Source organism: Cupriavidus sp. USMAA2-4, from assembly GCF_001854305.1.
GTDB classification, from domain to species: domain Bacteria; phylum Pseudomonadota; class Gammaproteobacteria; order Burkholderiales; family Burkholderiaceae; genus Cupriavidus; species Cupriavidus malaysiensis.
In genome coordinates this window covers 2,444,256-2,463,620 of the sequence record NZ_CP017749.1, presented here as the reverse complement: position 1 = coordinate 2,463,620, position 19,365 = coordinate 2,444,256, and the positions used below count along the sequence as shown (strand labels likewise).

General features: G+C 71.5%; 11 protein-coding genes and 1 pseudogene. 3 read left to right on the top strand and 9 right to left on the bottom strand.

All coding sequences use genetic code 11. From position 1 onward, the window contains the following. Positions 1 to 49 precede the first annotated feature (49 nt). On the top strand, positions 50 to 1,378 hold the full coding sequence (locus BKK79_RS30815) for an autotransporter strand-loop-strand O-heptosyltransferase (RefSeq protein WP_269466495.1): 1,329 nt from the start codon (positions 50 to 52) through the stop codon (positions 1,376 to 1,378). Positions 1,379 to 1,504: 126 nt separating this feature from the next. Then, a complete protein-coding gene (locus BKK79_RS30810; RefSeq protein ID WP_071039732.1) occupies positions 1,505 to 7,174 on the top strand; it encodes an AIDA repeat-containing protein in 5,670 nt (1,889 codons plus the stop codon). Positions 7,175 to 7,267: 93 nt separating this feature from the next. Here BKK79_RS30810 and BKK79_RS30805 read toward each other — a convergent pair whose 3' ends face one another. The 3 genes from BKK79_RS30805 to BKK79_RS30795 form a co-directional block, all read right to left on the bottom strand. Further along, positions 7,268 to 8,098 carry an alpha/beta hydrolase gene (locus tag BKK79_RS30805; protein ID WP_071039731.1) on the bottom strand — a complete coding sequence of 277 codons (831 nt, stop codon included), beginning with the start codon at positions 8,096 to 8,098 and terminating at the stop codon, positions 7,268 to 7,270. Between the two features lie 72 nt (positions 8,099 to 8,170). Continuing rightward, complete coding sequence (locus BKK79_RS30800) at positions 8,171 to 9,307, bottom strand: NAD(P)-dependent alcohol dehydrogenase (RefSeq protein WP_071021092.1); 1,137 nt, start codon at positions 9,305 to 9,307, stop codon at positions 8,171 to 8,173. Between the two features lie 89 nt (positions 9,308 to 9,396). After that, a complete protein-coding gene (locus tag BKK79_RS30795) occupies positions 9,397 to 10,866 on the bottom strand; it encodes an aldehyde dehydrogenase family protein (RefSeq protein ID WP_071039730.1) in 1,470 nt (489 codons plus the stop codon). A gap of 152 nt (positions 10,867 to 11,018) precedes the next feature. On the opposite strand from BKK79_RS30795, the gene BKK79_RS30790 reads away from it, so the two are divergent. Beyond that, the gene (locus BKK79_RS30790) at positions 11,019 to 12,029 is read left to right on the top strand and encodes an AraC family transcriptional regulator (RefSeq protein ID WP_071039729.1); all 1,011 of its coding nucleotides are present in this window, start codon (positions 11,019 to 11,021) and stop codon (positions 12,027 to 12,029) included. A 117-nt stretch (positions 12,030 to 12,146) separates the two neighbouring features. On the opposite strand, the gene BKK79_RS30785 is transcribed toward BKK79_RS30790, so the two are convergent. From BKK79_RS30785 to imuA, 6 genes and pseudogenes are all read right to left on the bottom strand, one after another. Further along, a complete protein-coding gene (locus tag BKK79_RS30785; protein WP_071021100.1) occupies positions 12,147 to 12,641 on the bottom strand; it encodes a hypothetical protein in 495 nt (164 codons plus the stop codon). A 14-nt stretch (positions 12,642 to 12,655) separates the two neighbouring features. Next, positions 12,656 to 12,904 (bottom strand): GlsB/YeaQ/YmgE family stress response membrane protein, encoded by a 249-nt coding sequence (locus tag BKK79_RS30780; RefSeq protein ID WP_071021103.1) that lies wholly within the window; start codon positions 12,902 to 12,904, stop codon positions 12,656 to 12,658. 92 nt (positions 12,905 to 12,996) lie between these two features. Continuing rightward, on the bottom strand, positions 12,997 to 13,305 hold the full coding sequence (locus tag BKK79_RS30775; protein WP_071039728.1) for a hypothetical protein: 309 nt from the start codon (positions 13,303 to 13,305) through the stop codon (positions 12,997 to 12,999). Positions 13,306 to 13,481: 176 nt separating this feature from the next. Next, a complete protein-coding gene (locus BKK79_RS30770; RefSeq protein WP_084085355.1) occupies positions 13,482 to 16,853 on the bottom strand; it encodes an error-prone DNA polymerase in 3,372 nt (1,123 codons plus the stop codon). Beyond that, the gene (locus BKK79_RS41275) at positions 16,850 to 18,397 is read right to left on the bottom strand and encodes a Y-family DNA polymerase (RefSeq protein WP_071040476.1); all 1,548 of its coding nucleotides are present in this window, start codon (positions 18,395 to 18,397) and stop codon (positions 16,850 to 16,852) included. Before BKK79_RS41275 ends, BKK79_RS30770 begins: the two co-directional genes overlap by 4 nt. Further along, positions 18,333 to 19,301, bottom strand: a pseudogene (gene imuA, locus BKK79_RS30760) (translesion DNA synthesis-associated protein ImuA); the annotation flags it as partial. The pseudogene imuA and the gene BKK79_RS41275, both read right to left, overlap by 65 nt. Between the last annotated feature and the right edge of the window lie 64 nt (positions 19,302 to 19,365).

The window sequence follows — 19,365 nt, the reverse complement described above, 5'->3', positions numbered from 1 at the left end:
CCCGCAGGCATCTCCGTCCAACACCCGCTCCAGAGTTTCCGCGATGTCCATGCCATTCCCATCCCCGTCCGCCGCCACCGCCGTGCATCCGGCCGATCCCAGCCATGCCGACAGCGCCAGCGCCGTGGCCATGCCCGCCTCCACCACGGCCGGCGCCGGTGCCGGCGCGCCGGCCCATTTCATCGTCCCGCCGGCGGTGCCCACGCAGCGCGGCCCCGAGGGCATCCTCTACGACTTCAACGACGGCGCGCGCGTACTGCTGCCCAAGGGGCAATGGCATGTCGAGATCTGGGACGAGGACACCGGCAATATCCTCTTCGCCTGCGACCCCGACGAAGGCTGGGTGACCAGCACCAAGAAGTTCTACGTCCGCTTCCGCCTCAAGGTCTTCCGCAGCGGCGAGACCTCTCCCCTGCTCGACCATACCCTCGACCTCAAGGAGCGCGAGGTGCTGATCACCTTCCCGGTCGGCACCCTCGGCGACCTGGTCGGCTGGATCCCCTATGCCGAGCGCTTCCGCGCCCGGCACGGCTGCCGGCTCGAATGCACCATGGGGCCGCTGATCATCGAGCTGTTCGCCGCCGGCTACCCGGATATCCGCTTCACGCCGCCGGACCAGTATGTGGACCGGACCCCGTATGCCACCTACAAGATCGGCCTCTTCTTCGGCGGCAATCTCGACAGCCAGCCGATCGACTTCCGCATGGTCGGCCTGCACCGCACGGCCGGCCACATCCTCGGCGTCGATCCCGCCGAAGCCATGCCCCGGCTCAAGCTCGATGCGCCGCGCCGCATCGCCGAGCGCTATGTCTGCATCGCCACCAAGGCCTCCTGCCAGGCCAAGTTCTGGAACAACGGCACCGGCTGGAACGAGGTGGTGGCCCACCTGAAGGCGCTCGGCTACCGCGTGCTCGCCATCGACCAGAAGGCGACGGTGGGGCAAGGCTTCGTGTGGAACCACATCCCGCACGGCGCGGAGGACTTCACCGGCGACATTCCCCTGCCCGAGCGGGTCGCGCTGCTGCAGCACGCCGACTTCTTCGTGGGGCTGTCCAGCGGCCTGTCCTGGCTGGCCTGGGCCTGCCGCATCCCGGTGGTGCTGATCAGCGGCTTCACGCTGCCCAACTGCGAATTCCAGACGCCCTACCGCGTCTTCAATCCCCACGTCTGCAACGGCTGCTGGGACGACGTGCGCACCAGCTTCGATCACTTCGACTTCTTCTGGTGCCCCCGCCACAAGGGCAGCGCCCGCCAGTACGAATGCAGCGCGGCCATCACCGGCCGCCAGGTGATCGGCCATATCGACCGGCTGATCGGAACCCTCGAACCCCAGAAACCGACAGGAGACAACAGAACGGCCAGCATGCATCCCGCCTGACGCGAGGCCATCGCGCCCTCCGGCGCCGGCCTGGCCGGCGGATCCCGCCAGGCCGCTCCGGACCCCGGGGTCCTGGCTCGTGAATGCCAGGCCTCCTCGTCAATCCACACCATCAGAACTACAACGATGAATACAGGGCTCAACAGAACCTATCGTGTCGTCTGGAGCCGGCTCAGGAATACCTGGGTCGTCGCCTCCGAAATCACCCGCAGCGCGCGCAAGCGCAGTGCCACCACCGCCACCGCGCCGGCGGCCGGCCTCGTGCTGGCGGCCGTCGCCGGCATGGCGCCCCTCGCCGACGCGGCCGGGGCCAGCTACAACGTGTCGGGCCCCACCACGGATCTCTTCACGGTGATCGGCGCGGGGCAGACCTATGACCAGCAGTACGTCTACGCGGGAGGCAGGGCGATCGGCACCACGGTCAATAGCGGCGGCATCCAGAACCTCCACGACGGCGGACTCGGCAGCGGCACGATGATCAACGGCGGCGGCCAGCAGGTAGTCATCGCCGGCGGCGTGACCGAGGACAGCACGGTCGGCAGCGGCGGCGCCCAGCTGATCGCCTCGGGCGCGCTTGCCGACCGCACGGCGGTCGCCAGCGGCGCCATGCAGATCGTCTTCTCCGGCGGAAGCGCGCTGAACACGACGATCGCCAGCGGCGGCGCGCTGAATGCGAGCACCGATGCCACCGTGACGGGCACCAATGCGCGGGGCAGCTTCTCCATCAGCGGCCACTCGGCCAGCAATGTCCTGCTCGAGAACGGCGGCAGCTTGTCCGTCGCCTCCGGTGGCACCGCCAGCAACACCACGGTCAACAACTCCGGTACGGAGAGTGTCTCCAGCGGCGGCATGGCCAGCGGCACCCAGGTGAACAGCGGCGGCACCCAGTACCTGGTCTCCGGCGCGACCGCGCTGAACACGACGATCGCCAGCGGCGGCGCGCTGAACGCGAGCACCGATGCCACCGTGACGGGCAGCAATGCGCTGGGCAGCTTCTCCATCAGCGGCCACTCGGCCAGCAACGTCCTGCTCGAGAGCGGCGGGATGCTGAGCGTCACCGCGGGAGGCATGGCCAGCGGCACCACGGTCAACCAGCGCAGCGCCGAGACCGTCGCCGCCGGCGGCTCCGCCAACGGCACCACCCTCAATACCGGCGGCCTGCAGAACGTCAGCGGCGGCATCGCGAACAGCACCACGGTCAACAGCGGCGGCCTGCAGACTGTCACGTCGGGCGGCATGGCCAACGGCACCCTCCTCAACAGCGGCGGCAACCTGAGCGTCTCTGCCGGCGGATCGGCCAGCGGCACTGTCGCCAATGGCGGCATGCTGTTCGTCGGCAGCAATGGCTCGGCAAGCGGCACCACCCTCAACGGCGGTGGCGAGTCCATTGCCGCCGGCGGCGTCGCCAGCGGCACCACGGTGCGCCAGGGCGGCACGCAGCGGGTCTCCTCCGGCGGCTCCGCCGCCGGCACCGTGATCAGCAGCGGCGGCGCACAGAATTTCAGTTCCGGCGGCCTGGCCATCAGCGCCACGGTCGAACGCGGTGGCCGGCAGAACATCTCCGCCGGCGGCGTTGCCAGCGGCACCACCGTCAACAGCGGCGGCATGCAGAACGTCTCGGCCGGCGGCTCGGCGATCGGCACCACGGTCGCCGACACCGGCTGGCAGGCGGTCGGTTCCGGCGCCGTGCTCACAGGCACCAGCGTGATGTCCGGCGGCGTGCAGCAAATCGCGAGCGGCGCGACGCTGGACGCGGCCGCCACCTCCAACACCATCAACGCCGGCGGCCTGCAGCAGATCGATGCCGGCGCCACGGTGGTCGGACAGGGCCTCAGCGGGGCCCAGTCGGTCCAGGGCGTGGCCAGCGGCACCACCGTCTACAGCGGCGGCCGGCAGAGCGTCTCCGCCGGCGGCATGGCCAGCGGCACGCTCGTCAACAGCGGCGGCCAGCAGGTGATCGAGGCCGGCGGCCAGGCCGCCGGCACCCAGGTGAACAGCGGCGGCACGCAGCGGATCGCCAGCGGGGCCACCCTGAACGGCAGCGCCGTGGCTAACGTGGTCGCGGCCGGCGGCCTGCAGCAGATCGACGCGGGCGGCACGGTCAATGACCAGGAACTGGACGGCACGCAGTCGGTCTCGGGAACCGCCAACCGCACCGAGGTCAACCGCGGCGGCCGGCAGGTGATCCTCGCCGGCGGCCTTGTCGCCGGCACCCAGGTGAACGCGGGCGGCACCCAGGTCGTCACCAGCGGGGTCACACTGGATGCGGCAGCCGCTTCCAACGCTGGCAACGCCGGCGGCACGCAACAGGTCGATGCCGGCGCCACCGTCGACGGGCAGGTGCTGAACGGCACCCAGACAGTGGCGGGCGTCGTCCATGGCACCACTGTCAACAGCGGTGCCCGGCAGTTCGTCTCCTCCGGCGGCTCTGCGCTCAACGAGACCATCGTGCGCGGTGGCGCCCTGATCGCCGGTACCGACGCCACGGTCACCGGGACCAACGCACTGGGCAGCTTCGCCATCAGTGGCGGCTCGGCCAGCAACGTCCTGCTGGAGAATGGCGGCACGCTGAACATTGCCTCGGGAGGACTGGCCCGCGGCACCACGGTCGGCAGCGGCGGCATCGAGTCCATCGCCGCCGGCGGCGTCGCCAGCGGCACCACGGTCAACCAGGGCGGCAGCCAGTCGGTGGCCGGCGGCGGTTCGGCCAACGGCACCCTCCTCAACAGCGGCGGCACCCAGAGCGTGCTGGCCGGCGGCACGGCCACCAGCGCGATCGTCAACGATGGGGGCAGGCTCCTCCTCTCCGGCGGCCTGGCTTCCGGCACCGTGGTCCAGAACGGCGGCCTGGAGAGCGTCGGCTCCGGCGGCGTCGCCAGCGGCACCACCGTCAACAGCGGCGGCCAGCAGCGCGTCTCCGCCGGCGGCTCGGCCGCCGCCACCACGGTCAACAACGGCGGCCAGCAACTGGTCTACTCCGGCGGCACCGCCAGCGGCACCCTGGTCAACAATGGCGGCATCCTGCAGGTCTTTGCCGGTGGCATCGCCAACGGCACCACCTATGCCAGCGGCGGCAGCCAGGTGGTGTCTTCCGGCGGCACGGCGTCCGGCACCATCGTCAACCAGAACGGCTGGCAGGTGATCAGCGCCGGCGGCCAGGTGACCGACACCCAGGTCAACTCCGGCGGCGTGCAACAGGTCACCAGCGGCGCCACGCTGTACGGCAGCCAGGGCGGCAACACGATCCACGCCGGCGGCCTCCAGCTGATCGATGCGGGCGCCACGGTCGTTGCCCAGGAGCTGAACGGCTCGCAGACGGTCATGGGCACCGCCAGCGCCACCGAGATCTACAGCGGCGGCCTGCAGAGCGTCGGCTCGGGCGGCGTGGCCAGCGGCACCCTGGTCTACCAGGGCGGCTGGCAGGTCGTCAGCGCCGGCGGCCAGGCTTCCGGCACCCAGGTGAACTCGGGCGGCGGGCAGCGCGTCGCCAGCGGCGCCACGCTGAATGCCCTGGCCAATACGATCAACGCCGGCGGCCTGCAGCAGGTCGATGCCGGCGGCACCGTCAACGGGCAGGCGCTGAACGGCTCGCAGTCGGTACAAGGCCAGGCCAACAGCACCATCGTCAACGGCGGCGGCCGGCAGACCGTGCAGGCCGGCGGGTCGGCCTCGGCCACACTGGTCAGCAGCGGCGGCACCCAGCAACTGCTGTCCGGCGGGGTGGCCTCGGGCACGATGGTGCTCGACGGCGGCACCCTGCACGGCGCGGGCGGCACGCTGAGCGGCACCAACACCATCCGCGGCACCGGCGTCCTGTCCGGCGCATCGCTGGTCAATGACGGCACGCTGGTGCTGTCGAACAATACGCAGACCACCGCCACCCAGCTCACCGGTGCCGGCGGCCTGGCCATCCAGGGCACTGGCCAGGTCACGCTGAGCGGGTCCACGGCGCAGGCGCAGGGCATCACCCTGCAGGGCGGCACCCTGACGCTGGCGGGCAACCATGCGGCCACCAGCGCCGCGGCGCTCACGCTGTCCGGCCAGGGCGTCCCGCTCACGGCCAACATCAGCGGCGGCACGCTCAGCACCACGGCAGGCCACAGCCTGGTGCTGGCGGACGGCGCCGGCTCGACCGCCTCGGCCGCGGCGCTGAACATCCGCGACACCACGCTCGATGCCAGGACCAACGGTACCCTGCTGCAGGCACGCAACGGCAGCCGCCTCAATATCACGGTGAGCAATGCGACCTTGCTGGGCGACGTCATCTTCCAGGACAGCAGCAGCGGCCTGCTCAGCCTGACCCAGGGCAGCCAGCTCAAGGGCGTGATCGATCCGGTCGACGTCAGCATCGACGCCAGCAGCACCTGGACCATGACCGGCGACTCGCTGCTCAAGTCCCTGAGCCTGGCCGGCAAGATCGACATGCAGGCCCCGGCCGGCGCCTTCACGCCGAAGACCCTGACCGTCGCCTCGCTGAACGGCCAGAACGGCACGCTCACCATGAACGTCCAGCTGGGCGGCAGCGGCTCGGCCGCCGACCGGCTGGTGGTCGATGGCGGCACCGTCACCGGCAGCACCCGGCTGGCAATCCGCAACGCCGGCGGACTGGGCGCGCAGACCACCGGCGACGGCATCCTGCTGGTGCAGGCCGTCAACGGCGCCACCACCACGGCGCAGGCCGGCAAGGACGGCTTCAAGCTGGCCGCCCCGGTCACGGCCGGCGCCTACTCCTACCAGCTGAATGCCGGCAATGCGAACGGACAGGGCCAGAACTGGTACCTGACCTCCTACCTCACCACGGCGGACGCCTCGGGCGCGCCGGGCGCGGCCGTCGCCAGCTATCGTCCGGAGGCTTCCACGCTGGGCGCCGCCGCCGACATGGCCGGCCGCCTGAGCCTGATGTCACTGGCGGACCGCTCCCAGCGCCAGGGCCGGACCGCGGCCGCAGCCGAGGGCGGGACCAGCCGGCGCGCCTGGGCGCGCGTGATCGACCAGAGCCTCTCGGCCGGTTCGCACGGCGACACCGCGGCGTCCTACTCGGGCCATGCCGCCGGCCTGCAGCTCGGCGGCGATGCCTGGACGGGCGCCAACGATGCGGTGGGCGGCTACATGACCTACCTGAGCGGCAGCGCCAATGTGCGCGGCGCGGTCAACGGCCAGTCCGACCAGGCCGCCGGCTCGCTCAGCAACTGGTCGGCGCTGCTGGGCCTGTACTGGACCCACAGCTATGACAGCGGCTCCTGGCTCGACCTAGTCCTGCAGGGCGGCACGGTGCAGGGCAAGAGCAGCACGGCCTTGAACAGTACGGGGATCCGGGCCCAGGCCTATGCCGCCTCGGCCGAGTACAGCCAGCCGTTCAAGCTGAGCGGGAACCTGTCGCTGGACGGCCAGGCGCAACTGGTGCTGCAGCACCTGGACTACGGCTCGGCCAGCCTGCGCGACAGCAGCGGGGGCAGCACGCAAGCCTCGGTGCGGGACCGCGACCAGGCCGTCGGGCGGCTGGGCGCGCGCCTGAACTGGAGCGCCGACCCCAGCGGGCAAGGCTGGCGCACCGCCCTGCTGGCCAACCTGTTCTACCGCACTGCCAGCACCTCCGGCACGAACTTCAGCACCGGCACGGCCACCTCGTACGCCGGCAATGACTTCGGCAGCTGGTCGCTGGAAACCGGTGCGGAAGTGCAGTACGCTGACCGGCGCGGCTCGTCCGTGTTCCTCCGGGGCACCTACGGCACCCAGGTGTTCGGCGGCAGCGGTCACTCGCTGCAGGGCACCCTGGGCGTGCGCTATGCGTTCTGATCCGGCGCAAGGGTGAGCCCCCGCGCCGCCGGTGCCGGTCATCGGCACCGGCGGCGCGCCGGGACGGGCGCCCGGCACCGATCACGCCATCCTTCACTCCCCCCGGCGTGCCGACAGCGCCTGCAGCAAGCGGCCGTCGGGACGCGCCAGGTCGTCGAGTACCGAAAAGTGCGTGCAATGCGGCACGTGGATCAGCTCGACCGCTTCGCCGGCCGTGGCACAGGCTGCCGCATACTCGTCCGAATGACGCACGAGCTCGGGCAGCTCCGCGCCGCCGACCGCGACCACGGTCGGCGCACCCTTGCCGACATGGCGCAACGGGCTGTAGGCATCGACCTCCTGCGCCGACAGCCTCAGCTTGTCATCGAGCCACGACAGCGCGATCGGCTCCAGGTCGACCAGGGCGCTGATCGGCAGCGCGGCCGTCACGGCCGGATGCGCGCGGTACTGCGCCGTCAGGTGCCCGCCCGCCGAATGCCCGCTCAGCACGAGCGGGCGGCCAGCGGTGCCGAGACCATCGCGATCCGCCGCCAGGTGGTCGAGCAGGCGGCCGATCTCGCCGACGATCCGCGTCATCGACGCCTCGGGCGCGAGCGTGTACTCGACCAGGACCACGTTGAAGCCCCGCGCGAGCGGCCCGCCGGCGATAAAGGCGAAGTCCTCCTTGTCACAGTTCTGCCAGTAGCCACCATGAATGAAGACGAAGGTCGGCGCGTCGGGCTGGCCGCAGGCAATCCAGTCGTAGCGCTCGCGCGGGTGGTCGCCGTAGCGCAGGTCGCGCCGGCACGACGCAGCCGCGTAGAGCGCCGCGCTGCGCGCCCGGAAGTCCGCCAGCACGGCCGGAAAGTCGGGGATGGCCTTGGTGTTGTCGTAGGCGGCGTCGAGAGCGGGGCGGTCCATGCCGCGATAGAGTGTGGTCGTCATGTTTGGATGCGTATCGTTGCTTGCAAGAAAAGGGCGTGCTGCCCGGCGCCCGAGCTTCAGGGCCTCAAAGCTTCAAAGCTCGGCGGCGCTATCCATGAGCAGGATCGGCTTCAGCGCCGTGCCGGCTTCGCTGTCCGCCGCGGCCCGGTTGATGTCGTTGAACGGGTAGAACGTTACCAGCTTGTCGAAGGCGAAGCGGCCTTGCAGATGCAGCTCCACCAGCTCGGGAATGAATCTGAGGGGTACGCTATCTCCCTCGCAGATGCCTTGAATGCGCTTGCCGGCGATCATCAGCTCGTTGAGGTCGAATCCCGCCTTGGTCCCTAGCGGGGAGGCGCCGACGACGCCGAGCACGCCCAGCGGCGCGAGCGCCGAGACGCCTTGCGCGAGGATCTCCGGCCGCCCGGTCGACTCGAGCGCGAAATCGACGCCGCCACCGGTGATGGCGCGAACGGCATCGACCCAGCCGGAGTCGCGGCTATTGAGCGCATGCGTCGCGCCGATCTCGCGTGCGAGCGCCAGGCGGCCGGGCACGATGTCGAGCGCGATGATGGTTGCGGCGCCGGCGAGCCGGGCGGCGAGCACCGCGGACATCCCGACCGCGCCAGCGCCAAGCACGAGAAAGCGGCTGCCCGGCGTCACTTTCAGTGAATGGATGACCGCGCCGGCGCCCGTCTGTATCCCGCAGCCGAGCGGCCCCAGCAATTGCAGCGGCGCATGCCTGGGCACCTTGATCGCGCTGCGTTCACGGCTCAGCGCGAACGTCGCGAACGAGGATTGGGAGAAGAAGTGGTCGTGGATCGGCGTCCCGTCCGGCGCCGTGATCGCGCCGCGCCCATCCTGCCCGCCACCGCCGAAATTCTGCGCGTAGAAGTCCGCGCAATACGACGTCCGTCCCGCTGCGCAGGTCAGGCAATGTCCGCAATGGCCGTAGCTGAGCACCACGTGATCGCCTGGCACCAGCGACCTGACCCCAGGGCCGACGGCTTCGACGACGCCCGCGCCTTCGTGCCCCAGCACGGCGGGCAGCGGCACCGGATAGTACTGGTCGCGGATGATCAGGTCGGTATGGCACATGCCCGCCGCGACGATACGTACCAGCACCTCGTCGTCCACCGGCGCGCGCAGGCGGGCCGGTTCCAGCAGGAATGGCGCACCCTTGGAACGGGTGACGGCGGCGACGATTTCGCGATAAGGGGGCGTGTTCATTGGCGTGTCTCCTCAGTGATCTGCGCGACCCTGAACCGGAGGAACGGGCCGCGTCTGTCGTTGGCGTCCTGTGTCACATCACAAACAAGCTAGGCGACGAACCACGGTTCGCCGATGCGGTTGCGGATCGTGATGGATTTCAGCTGCGAATAGAGCTTGAGGGTTTCGTGGCAATGCTCGACCCCGATCCCGCTCTCCTTGATGCCGCCGAACGGCACCCCGCTCGCGAGGTTGAAATACTGGTTGATCCACACCGAGCCCGCCTCCAGCGCATCGGCCGTCCGCATCGCCTGTTCGAGATCCGTGGTGTAGATTCCGGCGGCGAGCCCGTACGGCACGTCGTTCGCCTCCTCTAGCATGCGGTCGACATCGCTCCAGCGGATGATGCTCAGCACGGGGCCGAAGATCTCTTCCTGCGCGACACGCATGCCGTTGCGCGCTTCCAGCAAGGTCGGCGCGATGAAGTAACCGGCATCGCAATCGGTCACCTGCACGCGCTCGCCGCCGAACAGCACCTTCGCGCCCTCTTCCCTGCCGATGCGGATGTAGTCGAGTACCCGCTCGCCCTGCTTCGCGGACACGAGGCAACTCAGGTGAACCGTCTCGTCGAGCGGAGCGCCGACCTTCATGCTTGCCGCGCCGGCCGCCAGCTTGTCGACGAAGGCGGCATAGATGTCGTCATGCACGAAGAGCCGCGTGCCGGCGAGGCACGACTGCCCGTTGCAGTACATCGCCGCGAACAGCGCGTCGTCGACGACCGCGTCGAGATTGCCCACGTCCGGGAACACGATGTTGGGACTCTTTCCGCCCAGCTCCAGCGATACCGGCACGAGTCGGTCGGCGCCGGCGCGGCCGATGATCCGCCCGACCTCCGGACTGCCGGTGAAGGCGAGTTTCGCCACGCCCGGATGCGAAGTCAGCGCGGCACCGACCTCGTCGCCAAACCCCGGCACGACATTGATCACGCCCGGCGGGAAAATGCTGCCGGCGATTTCCGCGAACGCCAGCGTCGACAGCGAGGCGTTCTCATCCGGCTTGAGCACCACCGTGTTGCCCGCCGCCACGGCCGGCGCCACCTTCAGGGCAACCATCAATGCCGGCACGTTCCAGGGAATGATCTGGCCGACGACGCCAATCGGCTCACGCTTCGCGATCAGGTAGCCGTCGGGAATCGGCCTTCCGTAGCCTTCATGCGTCAGAATCGCTCCGGCGAAATATCGGTATTGAGCAATGGCTTTTTCGTGATCGAGACGTGTTTCGGCGATACGCCGGCCGATATCCATCGCGTCGATCGTCGCGAGGCGCGGCAGCGCCTGCTCCAGTGCATCGGCCAGCCGGTTCAGCAGCGCGGCCCGCGTTTCGTAGCTCGTCGCCTTCCAGGCGGGAAATGCCCGTCGCGCGGCCTCGACCGCCGCGGCGACATCGGCGGCACCGCATCGCGCGATATCCGCCAGGTGTTCCCCCGTCGCAGGGTTGAGCGCGGCGAAGGTCGCGCCGCCCTGCCGCGCGAAGCCGCCGTTGATGTACGCCGTATAATTCCTGCCTATCGAAAGTTTCATGGCTGCGCACGCTCCGTCCAAGGTTCAACACGGCTCCATGATCGCCGGCGCGTTTCCGGGCAGCTATCGATTCCGTGCCACGGGCATCCGAAACGCGCCGTTTTTCATCGCACCGCCGCCGCCCGTGCCTGCTTCCGCCAGGAGGGACAAACGTGAACGACCTGCTCTCCCGCTCCGGCATGCCCCCACTGCCATTTGCACCGCTGCTGTCTGCCAGCGACATCCCTCCCGGCGCGCTGCTGTTCGAATCGGACGATCTGGAACACGCCCGCCGCGAGATCGGCAGGATCTACCGCCCCTATCGCTTCACCGCGGCGCGCCACCGCGCGAAGCCGGCCACCCTGTTCAACCTGGAGGGCGACAGCAGCGCGCTCTCGTGGTTCGCGTACGGGACGGAGATCACCATCCGGCCCGAGATCTTCGGCAGTTTCGTGCTCGTGCTCACCACGCTGGCCGGGCATGCGGACATCCGTAGCGGCGGGCTCGCGCACGCGGGTGGCCCCGGTTCGACCGTGCTGGTCGCCTCGAACGAACGCGCGCAATTCCACTACAGCGAAGACAATGTGCAGATGGGCGTGCGCATCGACACGCAGCGGATCGCCGAACTGTGGCGCCGCGTGTGCGGCCGCGAGCCGCCGGGCGCGCTGTCATCGTGCGCGCTGCTGGAAGCGCGGCGCCGTGAGCGCTGGCTTGCGTCGGTGCAGGCGCTCCGGCAGCTCCTGCATCCCGACACACCACCGGCGCTGAAGGCGATGCAGTTGCCGCTGGCGGAAGAGATGCTGATCATGAGCCTGTTCGGCGAACAGCTCGCCGAGGCGATGCCCGCGGGCGGCGGCATCGCGCCTGCCTGCGTGAAGCGCGCGGCCGCCTTCATCGACGAATGCGCCGGCCAGCCGCTGACGGTCTCGGCCATCGCGACCGCCGCGCGCTGCAGCGCGCGTACGCTGCAGCGCGCGTTTCAGCAGTGGCGCGGCATCGGCGTGATGCGCTACCTGAAGGAGGTCCGCCTGCAGCGCGCAAGGGCGGCGCTGCAGGCGCCGGATGATCCCGCTTCGGTCACGGAGATCGCGGCACGCTGGGGCTTCGGCCATCTCGGACAATTCGCCGCGGACTACCGGCAGGCATTCGGCGAACGGCCGTCGGACACGCGCGCGCGACGCTGAGTGCGCGGCGACAGAGCAAGACAGGGCAAAAAAAACGGTGCCCCCGGGCACCGTTGCGAACGGAGCCCCCGGCCTTGCGGGGGCCGGGACTCCACTTCCTGTGGCATCGTGTCGGCGTCAGCCCTGCTGGCGCTCCTTCAGCCTGGCCAGCGCGATGGCCAGCGCGGCGCTGCCCAGCGTCTTGACCAGGGTCGGATGCTCGGCATAGAAATGCCCCAGCCGCTCGACTACGCCCGGGTGCGCCTGCTCGGCATGGGCAGCAATGGCCTGCACCTGTTCCGGCGTGAGCTGGCCGGCCTGCTCGGCACTCACCTGCGTGGCACCCGGCGCCATCACGCTGCCCAGCGCGCCGCCGGCGGCCTGCGACAGCACGGCCGGCCCCACCAGGGCCAGCAGTTCATTGAGCATGCCGGCCTGCTGGGTGCCGTTGGACTGCCCGAACAACTGGCCGACCATCTCGGAGAATGGCGCGGTCTGGCCGGAGCGGAAGGCATCGGCCAGGCCCTGCCCCAGCGCACCGGGCGCCGCCTCGCGCGCTGCCTGCTCGAATGACTGGCCGCCGTCGACGCCGAGCGCGCCCGCGGCCTGCTGCAACAGATCTGTCCATCCCATCGTGTGTTCCTGGCTCAGTCTTTCTTGTTGAAGAGGTGATAGAGAACGAGCAGCAGCACCGCGCCGACCACCGCGCCGAGAAAGCCGGCCGACTGACCGGGCCGGTACCAGCGCAGCGCCTGCCCGATGAAGGTGGCGGCAAGCGCGCCGCCGATGCCCAGCGCGGCGGTGAGAAAGAAGCCGCTCGGGCCGCGCCCCGGCGTGATGGCCCGCGCGACAAGGCCGGCGATGAAGCCAATCAGGATGGTCCATATCAGGTGCATGGAAGAATCTCGCTAGCAAGGTCGGGCGTGCCGCCTGGCACGCCCCGGTCTATCGTGTCGCGCACTGCTTCACTGCTTCATTGCTTCGCGGCTTACTGGGCAGGCTTGGCCGGTGCGGCCGGCGTGGCTGCGGCCGGCGCCGGTGCCGGTGCCGCCGCCTTCGCCGGCGTCATCGGCTTGGCGTGCTTGGTGTGCTTGGTGTGGCTGGCGTGCGCCTTGTGGGCAGGCTTTGCCGTCTTCGTGGCGGTCTTGTCCGCTGCCGCGGGCGTGGCCGGTGCGGCGGCTGCCGCGGGCGCTGCGGGTGCGGCCGGCGCTGCGGGGGTAGCGGGTGCCTGCGCGAAAGCGCCGGCGGCGAACAGGCCAAGGCTCAGGGTGGTCAGGGTGGCGAGTGCTTTCTTCATGTCAGGCTCCAGGTTGTACGCGCTTGCTTGCGCGTTATCTGCCAGAACGGCCGGATTGCAGAGCGTGTTGACCCGGAACGCCCACATCGGTGTAACAGTTCGTATCGGCGGACTGGTCCATGCCGGGGTGAGCCGCGCGGCCGCTGACAATCGTTTGCAATCGATAAGGCCGGCGCTCAGTGGAAATCGCGGCTGCTGACCGCCAGCCGCCCGAGCAGCCCGCTCAGGTCCACCAGCTGTTCGGCCACCAGGTGGCGGACCTCGCCCTGGCGCTGCCAGGTCCCGCTGACGCCGAGCAGCCGGGCCCCCAGCACGGTCTTGCGCTCGCGCTCGATCAGGTCCGGCCACAGGATCACGTTGACGGCGCCGGTCTCGTCCTCGATGGAGGTGAAGATGGTGCCGCTGGCGGTGGCCGGCCGCTGGCGCACGGTGACGATGCCGCAGGCACGCACGCGGCGGCCGTCGGGGCAGTCGGCCAGCTCGCGCGCGGTGGCGAAGCGCATGGCCTGCAGGCGGCGGCGCAGCAGCGCCAGCGGATGGGCCTTGAGCGACAGGCCCAGGCTGGTGTAGTCGGCCGCCACCTCCTCGCCCAGGCGCGGCGCCGGCAGCGCCAGCGCCGACTCGGCCGGCGGCGCTTCGTAGAGCAGGTCGCGGTGGGCCGACTGCAGCGCGGCCGCGCGCGCCTGCCAGCGCGCCTGGCGGCGGTGGCCGGCGAGGCTGGCCAGTGCGTCGGCGGCGGCCAGCGCGTCGATGTCGTGGCGGTCCAGCGCGGCGCGCAGGGCCAGGTCCTCCACGCTGGCGAAGGGGCGCGCGGCGCGCGCCGCCTCGATGCGCGCGGCCGCCTCCTTGCGCATGCCCTTGACCCGCCCCAGGCCGAGCCGCACGTCCGGCGGCGGCGCGCCCTCCCGCCACGGCTGCCCGTCGCGCAGGACCAGCGTGCTGTCCCAGCAGCTCTCGCCGACGTCCACCGGCAGCACGCGCACGCCGTTGCGGCCGGCATCCTGCACCAGCTGCGACGGCGAATAGAAGCCCATCGGCTGGCTGTTGAGCAGCGCGCACAGGAAGGCCGCCGGATGGTGGCGCTTGATCCAGGCGCTGACATAGACCAGCTTGGCGAAGCTGGCCGCATGGCTCTCGGGGAAACCGTACTCGCCGAAGCCCTCGATCTGCTTGCAGATGCGCTGCGCGAACGCTTCGGGGTAGCCGTTCCGGACGAAGCCCGCGACCAGCTTGTCCTGGTGGCGCTTGAGGTCGCCCTTGCGCCGCCAGGCCGCCATCGAGCGGCGCAGCAGGTCGGCCTCGCCCGGCGTGAAATCGGCCGCGTCGATGGCGAGCTGCATCACCTGCTCCTGGAAGATGGGCACGCCCAGCGTGCGCCCCAGCACCTTTTCGATGACCGCGTTGAGGTAGTGCGGCGGCTTGCCGTTACGGCGCGCCGCCTCGCGCTGCTTCAGGTAGGGATGGACCATGCCGCCCTGGATGGGGCCGGGGCGCACGATGGCCACCTCCACCACCAGGTCGTAGAAATTGCGCGGCCGCAGGCGCGGCAGCATGGTCTGCTGCGCGCGCGACTCGACCTGGAACACGCCGATGGTCTCGGCACGGCAGATCATGTCGTAGGTGGCCGTGTCCTCGCGCGGCAGCTCTTCCATGCGCCCGTGCGCGCCGCTGTAGTCCTGGATCATGGCCAGCGCGCGCCGGATCGCCGACAGCATGCCCAGCGCCAGCACGTCCACCTTGAGCAGGCCCAGCGACTCCAGGTCGTCCTTGTCCCACTGGATCACGCTGCGGTCCGGCATGGCGGCGTTCTCGATCGGCACCAGCCGCGACAGCCGGCCGCGCGCGATCACGAAGCCGCCCACGTGCTGCGACAGGTGGCGCGGGAAGCCGCGCAGCTGCCCGGCGAGTTCGGCCCACGACCGCACCGCCGGCGACCCGGGGTCGAGCCCGTGGCGCGCGATGCGCTCCAGAAAGGCCTGGTCGCCGTCCCACCAGGCCTGGCCCTTGACCACCTGCTCGACCACGCCGGCGTCGATGCCGAGCGCGCGCCCCACGTCGCGCAGCGCGCTGCGCGAGCGGTAGGTGATCAGCGAGGCGGCCAGCGCGGCACGGTCGCGGCCGTACTTGCTGTAGATGTACTGGATCACCTCCTCGCGCCGCTGGTGCTCGAAGTCGACGTCGATATCGGGCGGCTCGTCGCGCTCGGCCGAGAGGAAGCGGCCGAACAGCATCTGCGTCTGCTCGGGATGGACCTCGGTGATATAGAGGCAGTAGCAGACCAGCGAGTTGGCCGCCGAGCCGCGCCCCTGGCACAGGATGCCCAGGTGGCGCGCCTGACGCACGATGTCATGCACGGTCAGGAAGAAATGCTCGTACTGCTTGGCCTCGATCAGCTTGAGCTCTTCCTCCAGCTGCTTCGCCCACGACTCCTGCATCCCCTCGGGAAAACGCTGCCGCCGGCCCTTGTCCACCTCCTCGCGCAGGTAATCGATGGCCGTCCGGCCCTCGGGCACCAGCTCCTCCGGGTACTCGTAGCGCAGGTCGCCCAGCGAGAAATGGCACAGCGAGGCGATATGCACCGTCTGCGCCAGCGCCTCCAGCGGATAGAGGCGCCCGAGCCGCTGGCGCTGGCGCAGGCGCGCCTCGGCATTCGGCGCCAGCGCCAGGCCGCAGGCCGACAGCGGCTGGCGCAGGCGGATCGCGGTCAGCACGTCGGCCAGCGGCTTGCGCGAGCGCACGTGCATGGTGACCGCGCCGCTGGCCGCCAGCGGCAGCCCGCTGCGCGCGGCCGCCGCCAGCACCCGCTCGCGGTGCAGGTTGTCGGCATGGCCCTGGTGCAGTTCCAGCGCCATCCAGGCGCGCGCGCCGAACTGCGCGCGGCACCATTGCGCCTGCGCCAGCAGCCGTTCGGGGTCGGCGCAGTAGTCGGGCAGCAACAGCGCCAGGCAGCCGGGCATGCCGCGCAAGCCGTGCTGCCAGTCCGCCGCCCCCTCCTCCGCCGCCCCCTCCGCCGCGCCTTCCACCGACGCGGCCAGGTCCTGCGGGTGCAGCCGGTAGCTGCCCTTGTCCGCGCGGCGGCGGCCCAGCGTGATCAGTTCGCACAGGTTGCCGAAGCCGGCGCGGTCCGTCGCCAGCAGCACCAGGCGCAGCGCCGGCATACCGCCATCGTCCGGCGCGCCCGCAGGCGGGGTCAGCGTGAAGCGGCTGCCGATCAGCAACTGGAAGGCGGCCGCGCGCCCGGCCTCCGCCGCCTCGCCGGCTTCCGCCCGTTCCTGCTCGCGCCGGCGCAGGTCCTTGAGCGCCTGGTAGGCGCGCGCGGTGCCGGCCACCGAGCATTCGTCGGTCAGCGCCAGCCCGCGGTAGCCGAGCGCGAAGGCGCGTTCGAGCAGTTCGGCGGGATGGGAGGCGCCGGTCAGGAAGGTGAAATTGGAGAGGCAGTGCAGCTCGACGTAGTCGGGCAGCGCCACCACCGCGCCGGCGCCGGCGGCGATGCCGGGCCATGCAGGGGATGCGGGGCCGCCGGCCCCGCGCGCGCCGGCGGTCGTCATGCGAAGAGGCCGTGCAGGTACCAGTGCGCGGTGACGTCCGCGCCGTGGCCGAGGTACACGCAATAGACCCAGCAGCGCACGCCGTCGCTACGCTCGGCGATGTAGTAGTCGCGCGAGGCCAGCGCGCCGTCCCACCAGCCGGACTCGATGCGCTCGGGGCGGGTCAGCAGCCGCATCGGACCGCCATGGCAGGGCCGCTCCTGCCGCGCCGCCAGCGGCACCGGCTCGGCCAGCAGCCACAGCGGCCGCTCGGGCAGCGGGATGCCGGCCGGCAGCGCCGGCCCCGGCGCGTCCTCGTCCAGCGCGCACCAGCGGCTGGCGCGTTCGGGACGGTGGTCGGCCAGCGGCCGCGGCTGCAGCACGCCGTCGCGGCCCAGCCGCGCCACCAGCGTGTCGAGCACACGCCCCAGCGCGGCCGCCTCGGCGCCGGGCTCGGGGAACAGCGAGGCGCTGCGCGGCAGGCTCTCCTGCATCGCTTCCACCTTCAGACCCAGGCCGACCACCGGCGCACCGAAGCGCAACTGGCCCAGGCGCTCCTGCAGCAGCTTCGACAGGTGTTCGGGATCGCGGCTGGGCTGGGCCAGCGCCACCTCCACCGGCGTGCCCTGCGGCGCCTCGCCGGCGCGGTAGCGCTCGTGCTCCAGCACCAGCACGAAACGGGTCGCGCCCGCCTGCTGCCCGGCCAGCCAGCCGGCCATCGCCAGCAGCAGCCGCTGCGCGCCGGCCAGCACGCCCTCGGCACCTTCGATGCGGCCCGGCAGGTCCATGCGGCGGGCGAAGACCGGCGGCGCGACGAACCAGGGCTGGCTGTCCGGCGCCTCGCCATACGCCTGGTCCAGCCCCTCCAGCAGGCCCGGCCCCACGCGCCGCTTGAGCGCGGCGCGTGGCAGCGCGCGCACCTCGCCCACGGTGCGGCAGCCGATGCCGTCGAGCCAGGCGGGATCGGCCAGCCGGTACAGGGCCTCGACCGGCAGCCGGTCCAGCAGCCGCGCCATGCGGGCGGGACGCAGCGCGCGCCGCGGCGGCCGCACCACGACGCCGTGCCGGCCGCGCCGCAGCGGCTGCGCGGCCAGCCAGGCCGCGCCCCGCGCGCTGCTGCCGCAGCCGAGCTGGGGCACCGCGCCCAGCCGCCGCACGCAGGCCCGCACCGCGCGGCACAGCGCGCGATGGCCGCCGAACAGGCGCAGGCTGGCGCTGACGTCGAGCATCAGGGTGGCGCCCTCGTCATCGCAGGCCACCTGCGGCGTGAAGCGCAGCAGCGCCAGCGCCGCCGCCGCCATCAGCTCGGCTTCGGCGGCCGGCTCGCGCTCGAGCTGCACGACCTCGGCCGACAGCGCCTGCACGCCGCCGCGCCGCATGCCGTAGCGCACGCCCAGCGCCATGGCCGCGGCGTTGGCCAGCACGACCCGCTCCTGCTCCAGCACGGCCACCGGCGCGGCCTGCTCCAGCAGGCCGGGCAAGGCCCGCGCCTGCGCGCCGGGCCAGGCCGGCTGCAAGGCATCCAGGGGCAGGCGCGGCAGGTGCACCGCGATCCAGAACGGCATCGACGACATCGGCGACATCGACCGGCTCTCACGCGACCGCGGCCGGCACCGCGCCCTGCCGCACGACAGCCGGCGCCGGCGCGCCCGGCTCGGCCGCTGCCTCCGGCTGGCCCGGCGCGGCCTCCGCGAGCGCCGCGGCGAGCCCGGACGGCACCGCCTCCATGCCGCCCAGCGGCAGCACCAGCGGCACCTCGCGCAACGGTCCGCGCCGCTTGTGGAAGGCGATCGACAAGGCATTGCCCGGCAGCGGCGACAGCAGCAGCCGCAGCACCGCCGGCGACGATTCGCGCTGTGCCGCGGCCGGCCGCATCACCCACACCGCCGCATCGCCCGCCTGCGCCAGCACCTGCAGCCGGCGGATGGTCTCGGGCCGCGCGCCGGGCAACCACAGCAGCACGCCGCCGAAAGCCTGGCTGCGCAGGATCTGCTCGGCCGCCCAGGTCAGGTCGGCGCCGCGCCCGGCGCGCACCCAGTACAGGCGCTGCGCCGGCAGGCCCCAGGCTGCCAGCCCGGCCGCATTGGGCACGTGCGGCGCCCCCACCAGCGCCAGCGCGCGTCCTTGCGCCGCCAGCGCCTGCAGCGCCGGCCGCAGCAGGCGCAGTTCCCCCACCCCGCTCTCGGCCAGCAGCAACTCGCTCAAGGCACCGAGCGGCCAGCCGCCACCGGGCAGCTCGGCCGCCAGCGCGGCATGGCCGCAGGGGCAGACCGGCAGGCGGGCGGCCTGGCCGAGCTGCCCGGCCCGCCACAGGCCGGGATAGCGCCGTTCCAGCGCGTCCAGCGCCTGCATCCGCTGCGCCGGGGAAAGCGACGGGAGCGACGGGAGCGACGGGAACGATGGCCGTGGCGGCGCGGAGAGCCAGTCCTCCTGCGCCGGCGCCGGCGTGGGGACGGCGGTGGCCGGCATGGCGTGCGATGGCGAAATCATGTCTGCTGTGCGCCACCTGTCTGATGCCGGTGGCTGGAAAAAT

Bases quoted from the DNA above. Each gene is read 5' to 3' on its own strand.
- BKK79_RS41275 (WP_071040476.1), bottom strand. From the start codon at position 18,397: ATGCCGTTCTGGATCGCGGTGCACCTGCCGCGCCTGCCCCTGGATGCC.
- BKK79_RS30795 (WP_071039730.1), bottom strand. From the start codon at position 10,866: ATGAAACTTTCGATAGGCAGGAATTATACGGCGTACATCAACGGCGGC.
- BKK79_RS30810 (WP_071039732.1), top strand. From the start codon at position 1,505: ATGAATACAGGGCTCAACAGAACCTATCGTGTCGTCTGGAGCCGGCTC.
- BKK79_RS30800 (WP_071021092.1), bottom strand. From the start codon at position 9,307: ATGAACACGCCCCCTTATCGCGAAATCGTCGCCGCCGTCACCCGTTCC.
- BKK79_RS30815 (WP_269466495.1), top strand. From the start codon at position 50: ATGCCATTCCCATCCCCGTCCGCCGCCACCGCCGTGCATCCGGCCGAT.
- BKK79_RS30805 (WP_071039731.1), bottom strand. From the start codon at position 8,098: ATGACGACCACACTCTATCGCGGCATGGACCGCCCCGCTCTCGACGCC.
- BKK79_RS30785 (WP_071021100.1), bottom strand. From the start codon at position 12,641: ATGGGATGGACAGATCTGTTGCAGCAGGCCGCGGGCGCGCTCGGCGTC.
- BKK79_RS30780 (WP_071021103.1), bottom strand. From the start codon at position 12,904: ATGCACCTGATATGGACCATCCTGATTGGCTTCATCGCCGGCCTTGTC.
- BKK79_RS30775 (WP_071039728.1), bottom strand. From the start codon at position 13,305: ATGAAGAAAGCACTCGCCACCCTGACCACCCTGAGCCTTGGCCTGTTC.
- BKK79_RS30770 (WP_084085355.1), bottom strand. From the start codon at position 16,853: ATGACGACCGCCGGCGCGCGCGGGGCCGGCGGCCCCGCATCCCCTGCA.